Raw genomic sequence first — 18,381 nt, forward strand, 5'->3', positions numbered from 1 at the left:
GCCTCACTTAAAGCAATTTTTGCTCCAAATGAGGCATTTTTTATATTCTTTTGCTAATAAAATACAAGCCTACACTGCATTACATATTTTCAGGAAGACCCTCATAAGTTTCGGGCATATAAAAAACCTCACAGCTTTTAATCTGTGAGGTTTTTTAATTTGTCCTTCTTGCTCCTTATCTGAAGATAAGCAAAAACCGAGCCCAAAGGATCATTTTTTTAATTTATCTTTAAATATGCTACGAAATTTATCCACTTTTGGCCTGATTACCATTTGACAGTATGGATTTTTATTCTCATTGTTATTAAAATAAGACTGGTGATAATCCTCTGCGCGGTAAAACTTCGTAAAAGGTTTGATTTCAGTTACGATAGGATGATTAAAGGCGCCGCTTTTATCTAAAGCATTTTTATAGTATTCTGCTTTTTCTTTTTGATTTTCATTGTGATAGTAAATGCCGCTTCTGTATTGCGTGCCTATATCATTTCCCTGCCTGTTAAGCGTTGTAGGATCGTGAGTTTTCCAGAAAACTTCCAAAAGCTCGTCAAAGGAAATGACAGCCGGATCGTAAACAATCTGCAGCGCTTCTGCGAACCCGGTAGTACCAGAGCATACCTCTTCATAAGTAGGATTTTCAGTTTTTCCATCGGTGTAGCCGCTACTTACACTTATCACGCCTTTTACATCCTGGAAAATAGCTTCTGTACACCAAAAGCATCCATTAGCAAAAGTGGCGGTATCTGTTTTTTGTTCCATAACTGATGGTTTAGATTCGGGGGCAGCAAATTTTACTACGCCTGCTTTTTTCTCCTTTTGTGCACAGGCAGTAAAAGACCACAAAATAACAAACAATGCCGGGAACAGGAACTTATTCATAGCTTTTCGATTTATCAATAATGGTTCGTACAGGTTTGTCTATGCCCATTTGCTGCCTTATGAAAAATACATTTTATCTTTCAGATATAACAATGGCTATTCATTAAAGTTTAAACCTGATGATCGCTTAATAAAAGTTTCTCAAAAAGTTGTATGCACCACCTGCACGACGCAAACGAATCTTAAATTGAGCCTGGCTATTCATTTGGCAACCGCTTCAGGGCAAGCAATGGCTGCAAACAACCCTGAAAGCGCACCGGCAAATTCCATAGAAATGACATTCAAAGCATAGCAACCTGCAAAATCAGATGCACTTGCCCTGGCAACTTAGAATTAATATGAACCAGAGAAGTTTAATAGCATTAATTTTGCAGGTTTTTTACAGAGTAATATCAGGCATGAAGTTATATCCCGAATCAGCAGCAGTTCAGCTGGAATTTAACAAGATAAAAGAGCTTTTAGCGGCGCATTGCCAGGGTCATTATGCACAGGAAAAAGCGAGGGAACTGCGTATTCATACCCATAAAAGATTTGTAGACACCGATTTACGGCAGTCACATGAGTTCAGGCAGCTATTGGTAAACGGCATTTATTTTCCTAATGATCATGTGCTGAACCTGACCAAAGAGCTCAGGCTTTTATCTATTGCAGGCGCTGTTTTACAGGGCGAGGATCTGATACAGATCCGCAGGCTGGCGGAGAGTATAGAGAAAATTTTTCGTTGGTTCAACGAAGAAAGGAGTGTAGCGTATCCCGGATTACTGGAAATTATTCAGCACACCTACTACGAAAAGGCTATCGTAGCGCTTATTGATGAAATTGTAGATGAGTTGGGTAATGTTAAAGATTCGGCTTCTGAAGAGCTCAAAGAAATAAGGCTGAACCTTTACCGAAAAAGAACAGAGCTCAGACGGGTATTCGACCGCATTATTTCTAAGCTGAATAAGCAGGGATACCTTGCCGAGATAGAAGAAAGCTTTATGAACGGCAGGAGGGTGGTAGCCGTTTTTGCAGAGCATAAACGTGCCGTAAAAGGGGTATTGCATGGAGAGAGCGACAGCCGGAAAACCACCTTTATAGAACCTGAGGAAACCATGCACCTGAATAACGAGATCAGCGATCTTGAGAACCAGGAGCGCAAAGAAGTGTACAGGATATTAAGGCAGCTAACTTCCAGGTTGTCTCAGCATGCTGCACTGCTAAACATATATTATGCGGTTGTAGGCGAATATGATTTCGCAAGGGCCAAAGCAAAGTTTGCCATAGATATTAATGGCGAATACCCGGTAGTGCACGATAAAGCTTTTGTGCATCTTGTAAATGCCTGTCACCCACTTTTATATTTATACAATAAAAATACTGATAAACCCACGATCCCGGTTTCCATCAGCCTGGATGAAAATCGCAGGATATTGGTCATCAGCGGTCCTAACGCAGGCGGTAAAACGGTTACGATGAAAACTATTGGCCTGTTGCAGATGATGCTGCAAAGCGGGCTTTTGGTACCTGTGCATCCTTCCAGCGAATTTGGTATTTTTAAGCAGCTGATGATTCATATCGGCGATACTCAAAGCCTGGAGTTTGAGCTAAGCACCTACAGCAGCCACCTGATACATATGAAGCATTTTATGGAAAATGCCAGTGGTAAAACACTGTTCTTTATAGATGAGCTGGGTAGCGGCAGCGATCCCAACCTGGGTGGCGCCTTTGCTGAAGTAATATTACTCGAATTGCTCAGGAAGCATTCCTTTGGAGTTGTAACCACGCATTATCTCAACCTGAAAATAATGGCCGGAAAAACTGCCGGTATTGTTAATGGCGCCATGGCTTTTGATGAAAAAAGGTTGCAACCCCAATACCAGTTAATAGTAGGCAAGCCGGGAAGCTCTTATACATTTTCGATTGCAGAAAGAATAGGACTTGATAAAAGACTGATTGAAAAAGCCCGTGGTTTAGTGGAGGAAGATCAATATCGGCTGGATAAGCTGCTGAACCGGACAGAGCAGGACCTGCGGGATATTGCAAAAAAAGATAAAGAGCTGCAACGGCTGATAAAAGAAAATGAGCGCCTGGAAAAAGAAATGAGGCAGGTAATGGACCGCGAGCGGCATAAACAGCAGGTGGCCGTGCTGAAAGAGCAGAACAGGATCAGCGAACAGCGCATTGCCTATCTGAAAGATATGGAGCGGAAGCTGAAACAGATCATTATTGAGTGGAAGAAGGAGGATGATAAGCCCAGGCTTATTAAGCAGATTACTGCATTGCTTTTTAACCAGGGAGACACCAAAAAGGTTAGCAAAATGCAGAAAAAAATAGAAAGCAAATACAGCGAGGTAGGGGGTGAGATAAAAGTGGGGGATAAGGTAAAAATGAAACGCAACCACCAGATAGGTGAAGTGCTTGAAATAAAAAGTAAAAGGGCTGTTGTAAAGATCGGCTTATTACCCATGCAGGTAGAGCTGAGTGACCTGGTAGTAGTGAAGGAAAATGTACCGGCATAAAAACCAGGGTTCATTATTCTGCAGAATTTGCAATAGTATCTGGAGTTTTATTCTTATTGAATATAGGTAATGCTACCATGCTTAATCCGCCCACTATCAGCACTACTAGCACCTGTAATAACCATAGGATCCAGCCCAAAGCCAGTCCAACCGCGGTGTTTAAATGATAAAGTGTCATCGTTTTTTGTACAAGGAAAGCATAAGCGCCTATTCCACCGGGTGTAGCTGCCATGGCCAAACTACCTGCACATAACACAGTGAGCGCTTCTTTAATACCATAAAGCCGGGTTTCTTCCAGCATTAAAAAGCCTACATAAATGCTGCCCGCATATAAAGCCCAGATAGCGATGCTTAAAAGTACAAATTCCCGGCGTCTGTTTAATGATCTGATAGCAATAATACCCTGCCATACATGCAGGGCTATTTTTTTTAATAAAGCCAGCAAACCGGTAAATTTCTTTTTAGTGGTAAACAGCCAAAGAACAATTATTATCATAAAGGCAGCCATACACAATGCCAGGTAAAGCAAAAGGTTCGATTCCCTACCATCTTGCCCGGGCGGGAAAAAAGTAGTGAGAATGGTTGGGTATAGATCGGGCTGCAATAGTAACGCAAGTACAAACGCGGTCAGCAGCGTGATGATATCTACCAGTCGCTCCAGTATAACGGTACCTGCCAGTTTGTCGAAGGGTATTTTTTCGTATTTGGTTAGTGTGCTGCATCGCAGTACTTCTCCTAACCGTGGTACTGCCTGGTTGGCAAAGTAGCCCACCATCACCGCAAAAAACGTATTGAGAATGGAAGGAGAGTATCCCAAAGGCTGAATGATCAGCCGCCAGCGCACTGCCCGCAGCCAGTGACTTAAAACCGAAATAGCCAGACCGGGCAGTATGAGCCAGAAATTTCCTTTTCCAAGCGCCTGGAAAATATGTGTTTTATCATCAGCCGTAAGCCCTTTTAACGACCATCCTATCAAAAAAACACCTAATCCCAAAAAGAAAGCATACTGGAATATGGTAGCTCGTTTTTGGGCCATTAAATTTTTGCAGATTTTTAAAGCTTATTGCCTGATTTAGGAAAGATCACTTGAGGCCGGTGTGTTTTAGCTTCTTCAAAATCCATAATAGCGTAAGAGATAATCACAATAATATCACCGGCCATCCCTTTACGGGCGGCAGGGCCGTTCAGGCAAACTGTGCCGCTGTTGCGCTTGCCACGAATCACATAAGTTTCAAGCCTTTCGCCATTATTTACGTTCACCACCTGTACTTTTTCGTTCTCAATCAAACCGGCAGCGTCCATTAAATCTTCATCAATGGTAATGCTACCCATATAATCCAGATTAGCCTCGGTAAGGGTAACGCGGTGGATCTTGGATTTTAAAACTTCTATTTGCATAGCGGCGCAAAAATAATCATTTGTTATGGAACTACCTTTAGATAACGTAAAGGAAGCGCAAATGTTCGTTTAAGGTTACAGGCAAACGGCTCTGTCATGTTAATCCTTATTGGGGGCACTTTGCAGGAATAAGCCCGATTTTAGCTTTTTTGTTAACAAACAACCCTTTCAATACAACAAAGTTTGTTGTAAATTCGCAACCATTAATTGGGATCAGATATGAAGAAATATTTTTTACTGGCAGGATTTGTTATAACATCAGGATGGGCAATGGCCCAAAATGCAAAGCTCATTGCAGAAAGGTCAGGTAAAGGTGCTGTAGTGATACACGAGGTACAACCTAAAGAAGGACTATACTCATTAAGCCGGATCTACGGTATAAAAGTGGCAGATATAGCTGCCGCTAATGGCTTTGACAGGGATAAGGGACTGGCAGTAGGGCAAAAAGTGAAGATACCTTTAACTTCTGAAAACCTGTCTGCTAAAAAAGGCAAGACACCTGTGTATTATACAGTTGCTGATGGAGAATCTTTAACCGGCATCAGCAACCGCTTTAATAAAATATCTGTAAAAGATCTGAAAAGCTGGAACAGGATAGAGGGTGACGGAGTAATTAAAGGTAAAGATATCATCGTGGGGTATTTTACAGGAACAGCCCCGGCTGCATCAACAGATAAACCGGCAGATCAGAGATCGAATATTCTGGGTTCAAAAAATACAGCTAAAACCCAACAGGCTTTAATAGCAGGGACCAATATCAACATTCGTAAAGGGCCGGCTACAGACCAGCCGGTTGTGGCAACTGCCCAGCAGGATGATGTGGTAGACATCATTAAAAAAGTAAATAATGAGTGGACCTCTATCCGTACCAAAGATGGTGTTGAAGGCTACATAGCCTCGCAGTTTTTAAAAGCATCAGCAAAAGCAGACCCGCCTAAGAAAGTGACCCCTGTAAAAACAGCCACAGTTTCAGGCACTAATATCAATGTACGCAAAGGACCCGCTACCGACCAGGAAGTGGTAGGGATACTGCAGCAGGACGATGTGGTGGATATTATAAAAGAAGTGAACAGTGAATGGACCTCTGTACGTTCTAAAGATGGGGTGGAAGGATTTGTAGCTTCCCGCTTTCTTCAGCCGGGAACTGTAAAAGCCGAGCCGAAAAAGGTGGCAGAACCTGCAAGAACAGTAAAAGCTTATGGTACCAGGATCAATATACGTAAAGGGCCGTCAACTGACCAGGAGGTTGTTGGCCTGGCAGAGGCGGAAGAAGAACTTACTTATCTTAGAAAAGTGGATAATGACTGGTCTGAGGTACGCAATGCCGGTGGAACTACAGGATTTGTAGCTTCTCGCTTTTTATCGTTCGATGGTAAGCCTTCTGTTGCTGCTATAGAAGCAGAAAAAATGGCGCAGGCCCAGGCAGAAGAGGCAAGGAGAATAGCGGATGAGGCCGTCGCTAATGAAAAAGCTATCGCTGCTGCACAAAAGAAGGACGAAGATAAAAAAGCAGCTGCTATCGTGTCGGAAAAAATTACTGCTAAAAATGATGCTGAAGCAACAGCTGTAGCAGATGGAGCAGGATATTTTAAATCAGATTTTGAAAAGTATAAAAATCCCAATCTTATTTCCGAGCATACCCTTTCTTCAGGTATTTTTAAAACCGACAGGGGCTGGAACGATGGTAAGTATTACCTGCTGATGGATAACGCAGCCCCCGGAACTATTGTAAAGCTTACCAATCCTGATAATAACCAATCAGTGTATGCAAAGGTCTTGGGTAAAATGAAGGGTGTACAATACAGCGAAGGTTTTGATATCAGGATCAGCGAGGCAGCGGCAACTAAGCTTAAAACCAATAATCCTGATAAGTTTAATGTAAAGGTGATGTATTAGAATAATGTGATAATAAGCCAATGTGCTAATATGCTAATGAACCAATAAGCTGATGCAAGGAGCTGCCGCTCCGTTTCCCTGTCCGCACGAAACGGAAAGGAGTGAAATGGTAGATATTGAAACCCTTCTTGCGCTAGCCTCCCGGCTAGTGTATTACCGTCACTTTGTCGAAAACAAGCAATATTAGTTACAGTACCTTTTTATTCGCTCTATTTTCTTCTGTCTGACGAGAGAGTAAACATTTTCTGCTTTTTGTAAATGCTCGTAAATGGTTAAACTTTTTTCGTAAAGCACTTTCTTGTCTTTTTCCTGTCCATTCTCGGCAATGAGTAAAAGTATATCTGCCAGTTTGTTTAAGTTATCGTTATTAAAACCATTTTTTGTTGTTAGGGTTTTTATGAAATCGTCATTGTGAATGTGGAGCAGTTCCCGGATATGAAGGTCCAGTTCTCCTTTAAGCGTTTGGTCCATTACTTCATACCATCCGATATTTGTCCATTATTCTTCAGTCCAAGCAGGTCGGAAGATATTTTTCCCAATAACCTTCCGATTTGCTCAATGAGTCTTTGTAAATAATCTTGTTGCTCCATATTATATTCTATTTTTCCTTGCAGATAGAACAAGCTCAGCTACATCAGGCGATAGTTGTTTATCTTGAAAATTTCGCTCAATATCAATTGATTTGTTTGCAAGTTTTACTGCTTTTAGTGCATATTCTGCTGCTCGTAATGAATGGTCTGCCATGTGTGCAGTTGCGACAGCGTGGCCTACGGAGCGTGCTATGGCAATTTCAATTGGATTGGTCAGTTCGTTAGCAACTGTTATTGCGTCAAATGAAGCATTTCTTGCATCGCCAACCGAAGCGTTATTTCTTGTCCATTCTTTTGCTATTTTGATTGTGTTCGTCAGTCGCTCGTCAACGTTCTTTGAAATGAGAGGCAAAACATTTTCAACACATTTACAGGCCCATACAATTAGCTGTTTATCCTGGTCTTTTGTCAAAGGTCCGCCACGATGTGCTGCTACAAATTTTTTATCTCTCATTCCAGATTACAATATTTTTTAATGGAATCTATCCATCCTAACCGGTCTGATTTGACCTGAAAAAATTTGCCTTGAGGTGTTATAAGTATTTTTCCCGGAAAGCCCAGTATGTGATATTTTTCATAAATATCTTTAGTATCCAAGCATACAGGGAAAGTGTATCCTTTATCGAGAATATATTTTTCTACATTATTCTTATTGTCCATCGAAGCTATTGTCATCATCACAATTTTTGCAGAATTCGGAACAATAACGGAATCGTAAAATTTTTGAAGATCGGGGTGTTCTTCCCTGCACGGCCCACACCAGGTTCCCCAAAAATCAAGCAATATCCATTTGCCTTTATGTTTGTTGCTGGAAAAAGGATTATTGTTTAGTTGCGTCAGTACAAAAGGCGGATAATTCTTTGCTTCGTTATTAATGGATTCAAGCCAGTATGTTTCAAAGCTTTTATTATAAGTGCTATTTTTATTGTAGTAGTTTTTCAGGCTGTCTTTGAGGTTAGGGGTTTCGATGGCGTATAATGTAAGTTTCGATAATATTTCTTTTTTATTGCCTACTGCATGATTGATTAAAAAAGAAATGTATTCGTCTTTGTATGATTCATTCCCATTTCCGTTAAAAATAAAAAACTGGTCATAAAAATAAGTTCCAAGCATTTGCTCTTTTATTCCCGGAGAGCTATCGGAAGCGATTTTCAAGTATTCTTCTTTCTTCGAAAGATTATTTGTTTGTTGCGCCTTTATGTAATTTAAGCTTGCAAAATAATATTTATTCCAGGCCCTTTCATCTTGCTCCTTTCTCGGTAATGAATCATAAAATTGGTGGGGAGCGGAATTGAAATAATTATCAATAGTATTAAAATAATCATCTGCCAGGAGTTTCAGCTCTTTTATTTTTACTATTCTATTGTATATAGCCATACCATATCTCGCCACATAATTTTTATACATCTGATTCGAAACAAGTTCTTCATCAAAATATTTTTTGCACCATGATTTTAATAATTCAATTGAATCTGTTGCCAGAGTTTGCGCCCAGAGATAAACAGGTTTGCTACAATCTGCCAAATCTTTGTTAGTATCCTCTGCTGCGCTTTTTACAATTTTATTTATAATACTTATATAATCTTTTTCATTGCGACTATAAATATAACTTTGGGCAATAGTATTATGGATCAGTTGCTTTAATAAATAGGCCTCCCCTTTGTCTGAAGCCAACATTTTAAGGTAATAGAATGCGGAATCATAGTTTGTGGACTTATATTTTTGAAAACTACTAAAATACGTAGTCGGAGAAATATTTTGCGAAAAACACAAACTTGTATTTGAAACAACAGTTGTAAAAAAGAAAAATACACACAGAAACCTATTTCTCATGCTTTAAAATTCTTTGAGATGATTATTTGATATTACCCGCCACAATAATGTCACTGTAAATAAAGGCTGTTTTTATTATACTGAAGATTATAGTACGGACATCTATTCTTCACTCAGTATAGAAGTGAAATTAAATCCTTTTATGCAAATAGTGGTGACCTTTTCGAATTTGAAATGTTCAAAATGCTAAACATAGCACCAGGTACCGATAACTTTTCCCTGTTCGGAAAATGGATAGCACGATAACCTGAAATTATTTTGGTATGACTCTAATATTTTCTAAAACCTATAGCCTCTCAAAAAGTCTTCCGCATTCATTCTTTTTTTACCCTCTAACTGTATTTCCAGCAATTGCAGGTACCCGTCTCCACAGGCTAGTTTCAGGTAGGTTTTACCGTCTGTTTCAAACTCGCCAGCGTTAGTTTTAGGAGTTTCATTAGTTTTCCGGCACTTAAATATTTTAAGCTTTTTACCATTTAAAAAAGTAAAAGCTGCAGGGTAAGGTGATAGGCCGCGGACAAGGTTAAATACTTTTTCCACTGATTTTGAAGGATCCACCTGGCAGGTTTCTGTAAAGATCTTAGGCGCGTGATGAATAACCGTATCGGTTGATACAAGCTGTGGCATTTCTTTCAGGCTGCCGGCAGCCAGTTCTTTCACTGTTCTAACAAGCAGATTGGCTCCTACCGGCATCATTTTATCATGCACTGTTCCGGCTGTATCTTCTTCGGTAATAGGAAAGCTTTCCTGCAACAGGATATCGCCGGTGTCTATCTCATGCTTGAGTTTAAAGGTGGTAACGCCGGTTTCTTTTTCGCCGTTGATAACGGCCCAGTTAATAGGTGCGGCTCCGCGATATTGGGGTAATAAAGAGCCATGTACATTAATGGTACCCATAGGCGGCATGTTCCATACTACTTCGGGTAGCATCCTGAACGCCACGCAGATCTGGAGGTCTGCCCTGAGTATTTTAAGTTGATGTAAGAACTCCGGATCTTTTAGTTTTTCGGGCTGAAGAACTGTTAATGTTTTCTGCAAGGCATATTTCTTAACAGCACTCTGCTGCAGCTCCATTCCACGTCCTGCAGGCTTATCGGGCGCCGTAATGACGGCTACAATGTTACAACCCGCCTGTAAAAGGGCATCCAGGCCTGCTACTGCAAATTCAGGAGTGCCCATATAAATAATCCTTAAATCTTTATAGCGATCCACATTCATGCCCGCGAATATCGGAAAAATAAAAGGAAAGCCCTACCTTCGGTGTCCTGACACAGGGCTGACCTGAGTCAAAGCCCGGCCCTGCAGAATATGCAGGCAAATAGTAGCACCACGGATGATCCCGATAGCTATCGGGATGCGACGCAACAAAGACGCTATGTTTCATTTGCCGGGTTAAATAAAAAAATAATAAACTATAATAGAATGCAACAGGTAAAAAAAGGCGATAAAGTAAAAGTACACTATCATGGTAAGCTAACCACAGGAGAAACATTTGATAGCTCGGAGGGGCGCGACCCGCTTGAATTTGAAGTGGGAGGTGGGATGGTGATCAAAGGCTTTGATGATGGGGTAACCGGCATGGCAGTTGGTGAGAAGAAAACTATCCATATTCCTGTAGATGAAGCTTATGGCCCTAAAAATGATGAAATGCTGATCGATATGCCAAAGGATCGTTTCCCTGAGGATATGCAGGTAGAGGTAGGCATGCCGCTGGTAATGAGCGATCCTAGCGGACAACAGTTCCAGGTAGTTGTAACAGAAATCAAAGATGATGCGATCACTTTAGACGGTAATCACCCGCTTGCAGGAAAAGATCTTGTTTTTGACTTGGAGCTGGTAAGCATTGAGGGGAAAAGCCCGCTTATTATTACTCCTTAACAGTGGCTGATACATTTTTTACAAACCCGGAGCATATTAACAAATGCTTCGGGTTTTTTATACCTGATTATCAGCATAAAGCTGTAAATTTCTCCAGAATGTTTATTATTGTTTTAGCCAGGAGTCTGCTGTACGGCAGGCAGGTGACTTTTTGTAAAATTTTTCAATCATTCTTTGTTTCATTTAAGAATGAAAAACCTGTTTGCAATCAGGCAGGTTTCATGTAAGTTTGTATAAACCTCGAAATACCATTACTAATTAAAAAAATTTTGGATGATCAGTGATTATGATTTTAGTGTAGCAGACCGTTTTTTGAAGTATGTTACTATTGACACGCAAAGCGATCCTCATTCTTCTAGCTTCCCATCGACCGAAAAACAAAAGAATCTGAGCCGCCAGCTGGTGGAGGAGCTGCATCAAATAGGTATTGGAGATGCCCACCTGGATGAATACGGGTATGTGTACGCTACTATTCCTGCTACTACTACTAAGCAGGTACCGGTTATATGTTTTTGCAGTCATGTGGACACATCACCCGATTGTTCGGGTGCTGGTGTAAAGCCTATTGTGCACAAAAACTTTGACGGAAAAGATATTACACTGCCTGACGATCCTGCGCAGGTGATTTCGGTAAGGCAGCATCCCTATTTAAAAAAAAGAATAGGGGACGATATCATAACAGCGTCCGGTGCAACATTACTTGGAGCTGATGATAAAGCAGGGATAGCGGTTATTATGGACCTGGCCCGTTACCTGGTTACACATCCGCAAGTAAAGCACGGCACTATAAAGATCCTGTTTACTCCCGATGAAGAAATAGGGAAAGGGGTAGAAAAGGTCGACCTGCAGAAGCTGGGTGCCGATTTCGGGTATACTCTAGATGGCGGAAAAAGGGGCACTTATACCGATGAAACTTTCAGCGCTAATGGTGTTGCCGTAACTTTTTATGGAGTAAGTGCGCACCCGGGCTATGCTAAAGGTAAGCTGGTGAATGCGATGAAGGTGGCTGGTACTTTCCTGGATTTGTTGCCTAAAGATTCCTTCAGTCCTGAAACTACGGATGACAGGGAAGGCTTTGTACACCCTGTACAGATGGAAGGCACAGTAGAGAAAGCGGCAGTACATTTTATCATCCGTGATTTTGATACCGCCACATTGAAGCTGCACGAAAAAAGATTAGAACAGTTTGCCAAGCAGGCTACAGGACGTTATGAGGGTTCCTCCTATACATTTGAGAGTAAAGAGCAGTACCGCAACATGAAGGATGTTTTAAAAGATCATCCGCAAATTGGTGAATATGTAAAAGAAGCCATGAGCCGTAGCGATATCACTTTCAGGCAGGATAGCGCGCGGGGTGGCACTGATGGCTCGCGTCTTTCCTTTATGGGTTTGCCTTGTCCTGATATTTTTACCGGTGAAATGGCTTTTCATGGCAAGCAGGAATATGTGAGTGTACAGGATATGCAAAAGTCGGTAGAGGTATTGATCCACCTGGTTCAGGTGTGGGAAGAAAAAAGTTAATATTCATTATAAATAAAAATAAGCTGTATGGAATTTTTAAGTTATTGGTGGGTTGTAGTTATACTCATCATTTTATTTAGTGGTTTGTTTACCATTAACCAGGGATATATTGGCGTTATTACTATGTTTGGCAAATACCAGCGCATTGCCAGGCCGGGCCTTCGGTTTAAGATACCTTTAATTGAACAGTTATTTAAAAGGGTATCAACACAAAACCGATCGGTAGAGCTGGAATTCCAGGCGGTAACGCAGGATCAGGCTAATGTTTATTTCAAAGCGATGTTACTGTATGCGGTGCAAAATGCAGATGAGGAAACTATTAAAAAAGTAGCATTTAAGTTTATCAGCGATCGCGATCTTATGCAGGCTCTTATTAAAACGATAGAGGGAAATGTGCGTTCTTTTGTAGCGACGAAAAAGCAGGCCGAGGTTTTGGGGCTGCGTCGTGAAATAGTACAATACGTGAAAGTGGAAATTGATCAGACCCTTGAGGAGTGGGGCTTTCATTTGCAGGATCTGCAAATCAACGATATCACGTTTGATAAAATGATCCTTGATTCTATGAGCAAAGTAGTGGCAAGTAATAATTTAAAAGCTGCCGCCGAAAATGAAGGCCAGGCATTGCTGATCACTAAAACGAAATCGGCAGAGGCTGAGGGTAATGCCATTAAGATCAGCGCAGAAGCAGAGCGTGAAGCGGCTAAACTGCGTGGCCAGGGTATTGCTTTATTCAGGGAAGAAGTAGCCAAAGGGATGTCATCAGCTGCTTCCGAGTTAAGGCAGGCCAACCTGGATACCAATTTTATTCTTTTCAGCATGTGGACAGAAGCCATTAAGAATTTTGCCGAATATGGTAAAGGCAATGTGATCTTTTTAGATGGCAGCACCGAAGGAATGGAAAAAACCATGAAACAATTCCAGGGTTTAATGATGAAGCCGGCTGGTTTTACTGATGATGTGGATAAACCAAAAAATTAATCGTTTTTTGTTATGATTTTTTATTACCTTCGCCACCCCAATTAAAGGCGGTAAGGAGCCCGGGTGGCGAAATTGGTAGACGCACCGTCTTCAGGTGGCGGCGCCGCGAGGTGTGCTGGTTCGAATCCAGTCCCGGGCACAATAAAGAGGTTGTAAGTAATTGACTTACAATCTCTTTTGTTTTTTGCGTGTATCAAATATGTGTCGCTTTTTTACGCTTTTAAACGTTCAAATTGACAATCAATGACAATTGCAAACGCCGCTGAAAATGACCACCCTACGCTGGCTTAAACTGACCATAGCGCGCCGGTCCAAATTGACCATGTCAGGCCGAAGCAAATTGACCACCTGAGGTTGGGTTTTCAGTTCATGTTTTCAGGGGCTGTTCTATCAATAAATTTCACGAAAAAATTTGATTGATAGAATGGCAAATAACCCGATAAGCATGATCAAGATCAGACAAATCCTGCGATTACACACGCAGGGATATAGCAAACTTAAAATAGCGGCCCAGACAGGTATCAGCCGCAATACGTTAAAAAAATACCTTAAAAAGTTTAACTCCAGCGGACTGAGCTTTGAGGAGATCGGTGAACTAAGCGATAAAGACCTCGAAGATCTTTTTGTAAAACAGGAAGACGAGCCTGTCAATAAAAAACTGCAAGCCTTATTTAGCCGGTTCCCGCTGTTGAAAAAGAGCTGAAGAAAAAAGGTGTTACCCGTCATCTGCTATGAGAACAGTACCGCAAGGAAGAGCCGGAAGGCTATAGCCTCCTCAATTTAAGCATTACTATGCGCAGTGGAAAGCGCAGGTAAACCCTGTAATGCGCATGGAACATAAGGCCGGGGATAAGCTTTACGTTGATTTTGCTGGCGATAAACTTCATATAACCGACCCTGCAACCGGCGAGCTAAAGCCTGTGGAAGTGTTTAGCCATCCTGGGCGCCAGTCAGCTTACCTATGCGGAAGCCGTAATGAGCCAACAAAAAGAGGATTTTATAGCGGCCTGTGAAAACTCCCTGCATTTTTATGGTGGCATTCCGGCGGCCATTGTACCCGATAACCTTAAAAGCGCTGTAACTAAGAGCAGTAAGTATGAGCCATCGGTGAACGAGACCTTTGCGGATTTTGCCGAACATTACTCAACGACTGTTTTGCCTACCCGGGCCTATCAGCAGTTCGAGGAGGTAGAGAAAATGACGCTGATGCCACTGCCTGCGCTTCGCTATGAGCTAAAAAAGCAATGTTATGCCATAGTAGCCAAGAACGGGCATATAGGCCTTGGCGCTGACAAGCATTATTACAGTGTTCCTTACCGGTATATCGGCAAAAAGGTCAAACTGCTGTACTCCCGTCATTATTATAACTACGAGCGCATAGCGTTGCATAACCGTGTTAAGAGTCCTTATCAGTATACCACAGACAAAGAGCACCTGGCCTCCACACACCGTTTTGTGAGTGAGTGGACACCGGAGCGCTTCACCTCATGGGCGGCCGGTATCCATGAAGATGTAAAACTGTACATCCTCAAAGTACTGGGGCGTAAACAGCACCCTGAGCAGGCTTATAAAGCCTGTATGGGTATTTTACTTTGCAAAGAAAGTTGGCAACGAGCGGCTCATCAGGGCCTGCCAGCGGGCATTAGGTTATGGAGCCTACAATTACAAAACCATACAAAATATCCTGGACAGAGAGCTGGAACTGAACGCTGCGCCGGACGAAACTGACCAGCTCAAAATGCCTTTTCACGACAATATCCGCAGCGAAGGGTATTACCAATAAAAGCCTTAATGGATGCCGGAGCGCTCGCCGCGCGGGCGGTGTACATTCTAAGGTTAGCATCACAAGTCAGTGATTACAGATAGATCACTTTTTAAAACCAAAAGCAAAAACAATGAACGCGACAACACTTGAAAAAATGCGCAGCATGAAGCTGCTGGGGATGTACCGGGAGTTTAAAACCAACCTGGAGTCCGAACAAATGGTTACCTCTACCCCTGATGAGCTGATCGCCCAGTTAGTGACTGCCGAATGGGACGACCGGCACAACCGTGGCATTGAACAGAAAATCAAAAATGCCCGCTTTCGCTACAAGGCCGAATGCCTGCTCATTACGGGCAGCACCGGTATCGGTAAAAGCTATATCGCCTCCGCTTTGGGTTACCAGGCCTGCAGCTGCGGCTACAGGGTGGTTTATCACAATGTGCCCAAGCTGTTTTCCTAGCTTAAAATGAGCAAAGCAGACGGTTCGTATCTCAAAGAGATCGCTAAGATCGAACGGCAACATCTGCTGATCCTGGACGATTTTGGCCTGCAACCTCTGGATGCTCAGAGCCGCACCGCGCTTATGGAACTCATTGAAGACCGGCATGGAAAAAGTGCTTTGATTATCACCTCCCAGGTGCCAGTGGGCAAATTGCATTATATCATTGGTGAGCAAACCATTGCCGATGCTATCCTGGACCGGATCGTTCACAATGCTCACCGGCTGGAGTTAAAAGGTGACTCCTTAAGAAAAAGAAGAAAACCGGAAACAGAAATTATCTGATAAATTTGTAATCAAACCAGGCCTGAAAACAGGCTGGTGAAATAAAAAAAAATAAACACTTTTTTTGAACACCCTGGACACATACAAACTGAAAATCTTCGCCAGCAAAACAGGTGGTCAATTTAACCGGCGCTCGCAAAATATATTTATTTTATTTTTTTTCATCTTATTTATTTACTCCTGTGCATCACAATCAAAAACTGATGCATATAATTTAAGTTTTGAAGAAGTTATTAAAGATTCAGCAATTGGATGGCGAGGCTTTAATAGAGGTGACAGTTCTTTTTACAAAGCCAACTTAGATTCTTCAACCGTAAAAAAAGGGAGGTACGCGGCTTCGTTATCCTTTGTGAAAGGAGTACCAACTTTCAGTGTTTGGGTTTCTACGGTGAAAGAAAAATTTAAGGGGGACAGTATTACACTTTCCGGCTATATTAAAACCGATGGTGTTACTGATGGTTATGCCGGGCTTTGGATTAGGGTAGATCCAAATGTTGGTTTTTCAAACATGGATAATAAAGGAGTTAAAGGGACGACCAACTGGACAAAATACTCTATTACTGTACCATTAAACTCTGGCAAATACGAGGGGATTAATTTTGGCGGTATGCTCTTTGGAAAGGGGAGAATGTGGGTGGATGATCTTACAATAACTATTGACGGAAAAGATATTTCGACGTTAACCCCAATTAATAATTTACCGGCTGACAAAGACTATGAATTTGATAAGGGGTCTCTAATTAAAATAGATTCGTTAGACCAAAACGAAATTACCACACTCTATCAGTTAGGGATAATATGGGGCTTTTTGAAATATTATCATCCCAGTGTTATTAGGGGAGAATATAACTGGGATTATGAGCTATTTAGAATATTACCAAAACTTTTGAAAGTTAAAAAACAAAGTAGAGACGAGATCTTGTATAACTGGATTAGCGGGTTGGGTAAGTTTGAAGAGAAGAAAGAAAACTCAGAAATTACAAAAGATAGTATTGTTTTGAAATCTGATTTAGCATGGATTACACAATCAGGATTCTCCCCGAAGCTTGCGTCACTATTACAAAACATTGAAAAAGCACAAAGACCTTGTAATCAGCAGTATTATGTTTACAAAACTGGTACTGGCAATGTCAATTTTTTAAACGAGCGTACTTATTCTTATTTACCATATCCTGATGATGGGTTCCGTTTATTATCGCTGTTCAGATATTGGAATATGGTGCAATATTTTTTTCCTTACAGAGATTTAATAGGAAAAGACTGGAAGTTGGAGTTAAAAAAATTTATTCCAAAATATATTAATGCTAAAAATGCGTTGCAATACAAACTAACGGCTTTTGAGTTAGCTGCATCAATACATGACACACATGCTTTTTTTGATTTTGACGCAGATATTAATCAATTTCTTGGAAACTCGTATTTACCTGTTAAATTTAAGTTTATTAAAAACAAACCTGTAGTAGCAGGATATCTTAGTGAGGAGTTAGCTAAAAGTAATAACCTAAAGGTTGGAGATATTATTACGAAGTGGAATAATATACCAATTGCAAACCGGATCGATACACTTTCTAGATATGTACCCGCGTCTAACAATGGTACTTTATTAAGCGATATAGCTTCTGTATTTGCGAGAACTAATGAGCCTGAAATTAATATTGAACTTATCAGAAATGGAAAGAAAATAAATACGATTTCTCTTAGCTACCCAACAGATAAATTAAATTTTGGAGGGAAGTTCTCTTTTTCTCCACCCCCAACTTATAAATGGATTAGTGATAGCATTGGTTATGTTGACCATGGAAAACTGAAAGAGAGAGATCTGTCAGCTATGTTTGAACAATTCAAAAATGCTAAAGGATTGATAATTGATCTTAGGAACTATCCATCAGATAATCTTTTTGGCTCGCTCCCCAATTATCTTTTGTCTAAACCAAAAGAGTATGCAAAAACATTAGTTCCGGATATATGTCATCCAGGATCTTTCTATTTTGAGCAGCCAATTAAAACAGGAAAGCATAACGATAAGAATTTTAAAGGCAAACTTATATTGCTAATAGATGAAACATCGCAGAGTTCTTCTGAGTTTCATGCAATGGCTTACAGAACATACGCTAACTGTATTGTAGTTGGTAATAATTCTGCCGGTGCTGATGGAAATGTATCTGATATTACTCTTCCGGGAAATTTGAAAACACGATTCAGTGGAATTGGAATTTATTATCCAGACGGTACGCCTACACAACGCATAGGTATTCGACCGGATATTATTGTAAAACCAACGATTTCTGATGTAATTGCTCAACGAGATGTCGTTTTGGAAAAAGCGATACAATTGTTATCCAAATAAAAATTTTTTTACAA

16 protein-coding genes, 1 tRNA gene and 1 pseudogene are annotated in these 18,381 nt (G+C 41.0%); 11 read left to right on the plus strand and 7 right to left on the minus strand.

Annotation, left to right across the window (positions count from 1 at the left end):
* Window positions 1-210: 210 nt before the first annotated feature.
* The gene (gene msrA / locus ACYVBM_RS05075; RefSeq protein ID WP_460684545.1) at window positions 211-876 is read right to left on the minus strand and encodes a peptide-methionine (S)-S-oxide reductase MsrA; all 666 of its coding nucleotides are present in this window, start codon (window positions 874-876) and stop codon (window positions 211-213) included.
* A 398-nt stretch (window positions 877-1,274) separates the two neighbouring features.
* Here msrA and ACYVBM_RS05080 point away from each other — a divergent pair, with 398 nt between their 5' ends.
* Window positions 1,275-3,377: an endonuclease MutS2 gene (locus tag ACYVBM_RS05080; protein WP_460684696.1), complete on the plus strand. Its 2,103-nt coding sequence runs from the start codon at window positions 1,275-1,277 to the stop codon at window positions 3,375-3,377.
* A gap of 13 nt (window positions 3,378-3,390) precedes the next feature.
* Here ACYVBM_RS05080 and ACYVBM_RS05085 read toward each other — a convergent pair whose 3' ends face one another.
* Together ACYVBM_RS05085 and panD are read right to left on the minus strand one after the other, a co-directional pair.
* A complete protein-coding gene (locus tag ACYVBM_RS05085) occupies window positions 3,391-4,413 on the minus strand; it encodes a lysylphosphatidylglycerol synthase transmembrane domain-containing protein (RefSeq protein WP_460684546.1) in 1,023 nt (340 codons plus the stop codon).
* A 17-nt stretch (window positions 4,414-4,430) separates the two neighbouring features.
* The gene (gene panD / locus ACYVBM_RS05090) at window positions 4,431-4,775 is read right to left on the minus strand and encodes an aspartate 1-decarboxylase (RefSeq protein WP_460684547.1); all 345 of its coding nucleotides are present in this window, start codon (window positions 4,773-4,775) and stop codon (window positions 4,431-4,433) included.
* Between the two features lie 219 nt (window positions 4,776-4,994).
* Here panD and ACYVBM_RS05095 point away from each other — a divergent pair, with 219 nt between their 5' ends.
* Window positions 4,995-6,671, plus strand: coding sequence for an SH3 domain-containing protein (locus ACYVBM_RS05095; RefSeq protein ID WP_460684548.1), 1,677 nt, complete (start codon window positions 4,995-4,997; stop codon window positions 6,669-6,671).
* 183 nt (window positions 6,672-6,854) lie between these two features.
* Here ACYVBM_RS05095 and ACYVBM_RS05100 read toward each other — a convergent pair whose 3' ends face one another.
* The 4 genes from ACYVBM_RS05100 to fmt all read right to left on the minus strand — a co-directional run bounded on the left by ACYVBM_RS05100 (window position 6,855) and on the right by fmt (window position 10,312).
* Entirely contained in the window at window positions 6,855-7,142 is a 288-nt protein-coding gene (locus ACYVBM_RS05100) for a hypothetical protein (protein ID WP_460684549.1), read from the minus strand.
* A gap of 120 nt (window positions 7,143-7,262) precedes the next feature.
* Entirely contained in the window at window positions 7,263-7,715 is a 453-nt protein-coding gene (locus tag ACYVBM_RS05105) for a putative immunity protein (RefSeq protein ID WP_460684550.1), read from the minus strand.
* Window positions 7,712-8,938 (minus strand): TlpA family protein disulfide reductase, encoded by a 1,227-nt coding sequence (locus ACYVBM_RS05110; protein WP_460684551.1) that lies wholly within the window; start codon window positions 8,936-8,938, stop codon window positions 7,712-7,714. The genes ACYVBM_RS05105 and ACYVBM_RS05110 overlap by 4 nt, the downstream gene beginning before the upstream one ends.
* A 435-nt stretch (window positions 8,939-9,373) precedes the next feature.
* Window positions 9,374-10,312: a methionyl-tRNA formyltransferase gene (fmt, locus tag ACYVBM_RS05115; RefSeq protein ID WP_460684552.1), complete on the minus strand. Its 939-nt coding sequence runs from the start codon at window positions 10,310-10,312 to the stop codon at window positions 9,374-9,376.
* 204 nt (window positions 10,313-10,516) lie between these two features.
* On the opposite strand from fmt, the gene ACYVBM_RS05120 reads away from it, so the two are divergent.
* The 9 genes and pseudogenes from ACYVBM_RS05120 to ACYVBM_RS05160 all read left to right on the plus strand — a co-directional run bounded on the left by ACYVBM_RS05120 (window position 10,517) and on the right by ACYVBM_RS05160 (window position 18,367).
* Window positions 10,517-10,972, plus strand: coding sequence for an FKBP-type peptidyl-prolyl cis-trans isomerase (locus ACYVBM_RS05120; protein WP_460684553.1), 456 nt, complete (start codon window positions 10,517-10,519; stop codon window positions 10,970-10,972).
* 273 nt (window positions 10,973-11,245) lie between these two features.
* Window positions 11,246-12,493: a peptidase T gene (gene pepT / locus ACYVBM_RS05125; protein WP_460684554.1), complete on the plus strand. Its 1,248-nt coding sequence runs from the start codon at window positions 11,246-11,248 to the stop codon at window positions 12,491-12,493.
* A gap of 27 nt (window positions 12,494-12,520) precedes the next feature.
* Entirely contained in the window at window positions 12,521-13,471 is a 951-nt protein-coding gene (locus ACYVBM_RS05130; protein WP_460684555.1) for an SPFH domain-containing protein, read from the plus strand.
* A 57-nt stretch (window positions 13,472-13,528) separates the two neighbouring features.
* Window positions 13,529-13,610 (plus strand) — tRNA-Leu (locus ACYVBM_RS05135).
* 306 nt (window positions 13,611-13,916) lie between these two features.
* Window positions 13,917-14,174 (plus strand): helix-turn-helix domain-containing protein, encoded by a 258-nt coding sequence (locus ACYVBM_RS05140; RefSeq protein ID WP_460684556.1) that lies wholly within the window; start codon window positions 13,917-13,919, stop codon window positions 14,172-14,174.
* Window positions 14,175-14,301: 127 nt separating this feature from the next.
* Window positions 14,302-14,484, plus strand: a complete 183-nt coding sequence (locus ACYVBM_RS05145; protein ID WP_460684557.1) for a hypothetical protein — start codon at window positions 14,302-14,304, stop codon at window positions 14,482-14,484.
* Complete coding sequence (locus ACYVBM_RS05150) at window positions 14,447-15,199, plus strand: Mu transposase domain-containing protein (RefSeq protein ID WP_460684558.1); 753 nt, start codon at window positions 14,447-14,449, stop codon at window positions 15,197-15,199. Before ACYVBM_RS05145 ends, ACYVBM_RS05150 begins: the two co-directional genes overlap by 38 nt.
* 254 nt (window positions 15,200-15,453) lie before the next feature.
* Window positions 15,454-16,020: pseudogene (locus tag ACYVBM_RS05155) on the plus strand (ATP-binding protein).
* A 64-nt stretch (window positions 16,021-16,084) separates the two neighbouring features.
* The gene (locus tag ACYVBM_RS05160) at window positions 16,085-18,367 is read left to right on the plus strand and encodes a S41 family peptidase (protein WP_460684559.1); all 2,283 of its coding nucleotides are present in this window, start codon (window positions 16,085-16,087) and stop codon (window positions 18,365-18,367) included.
* Window positions 18,368-18,381: the final 14 nt, after the last annotated feature.

This window comes from Niabella aquatica, from assembly GCF_054779315.1.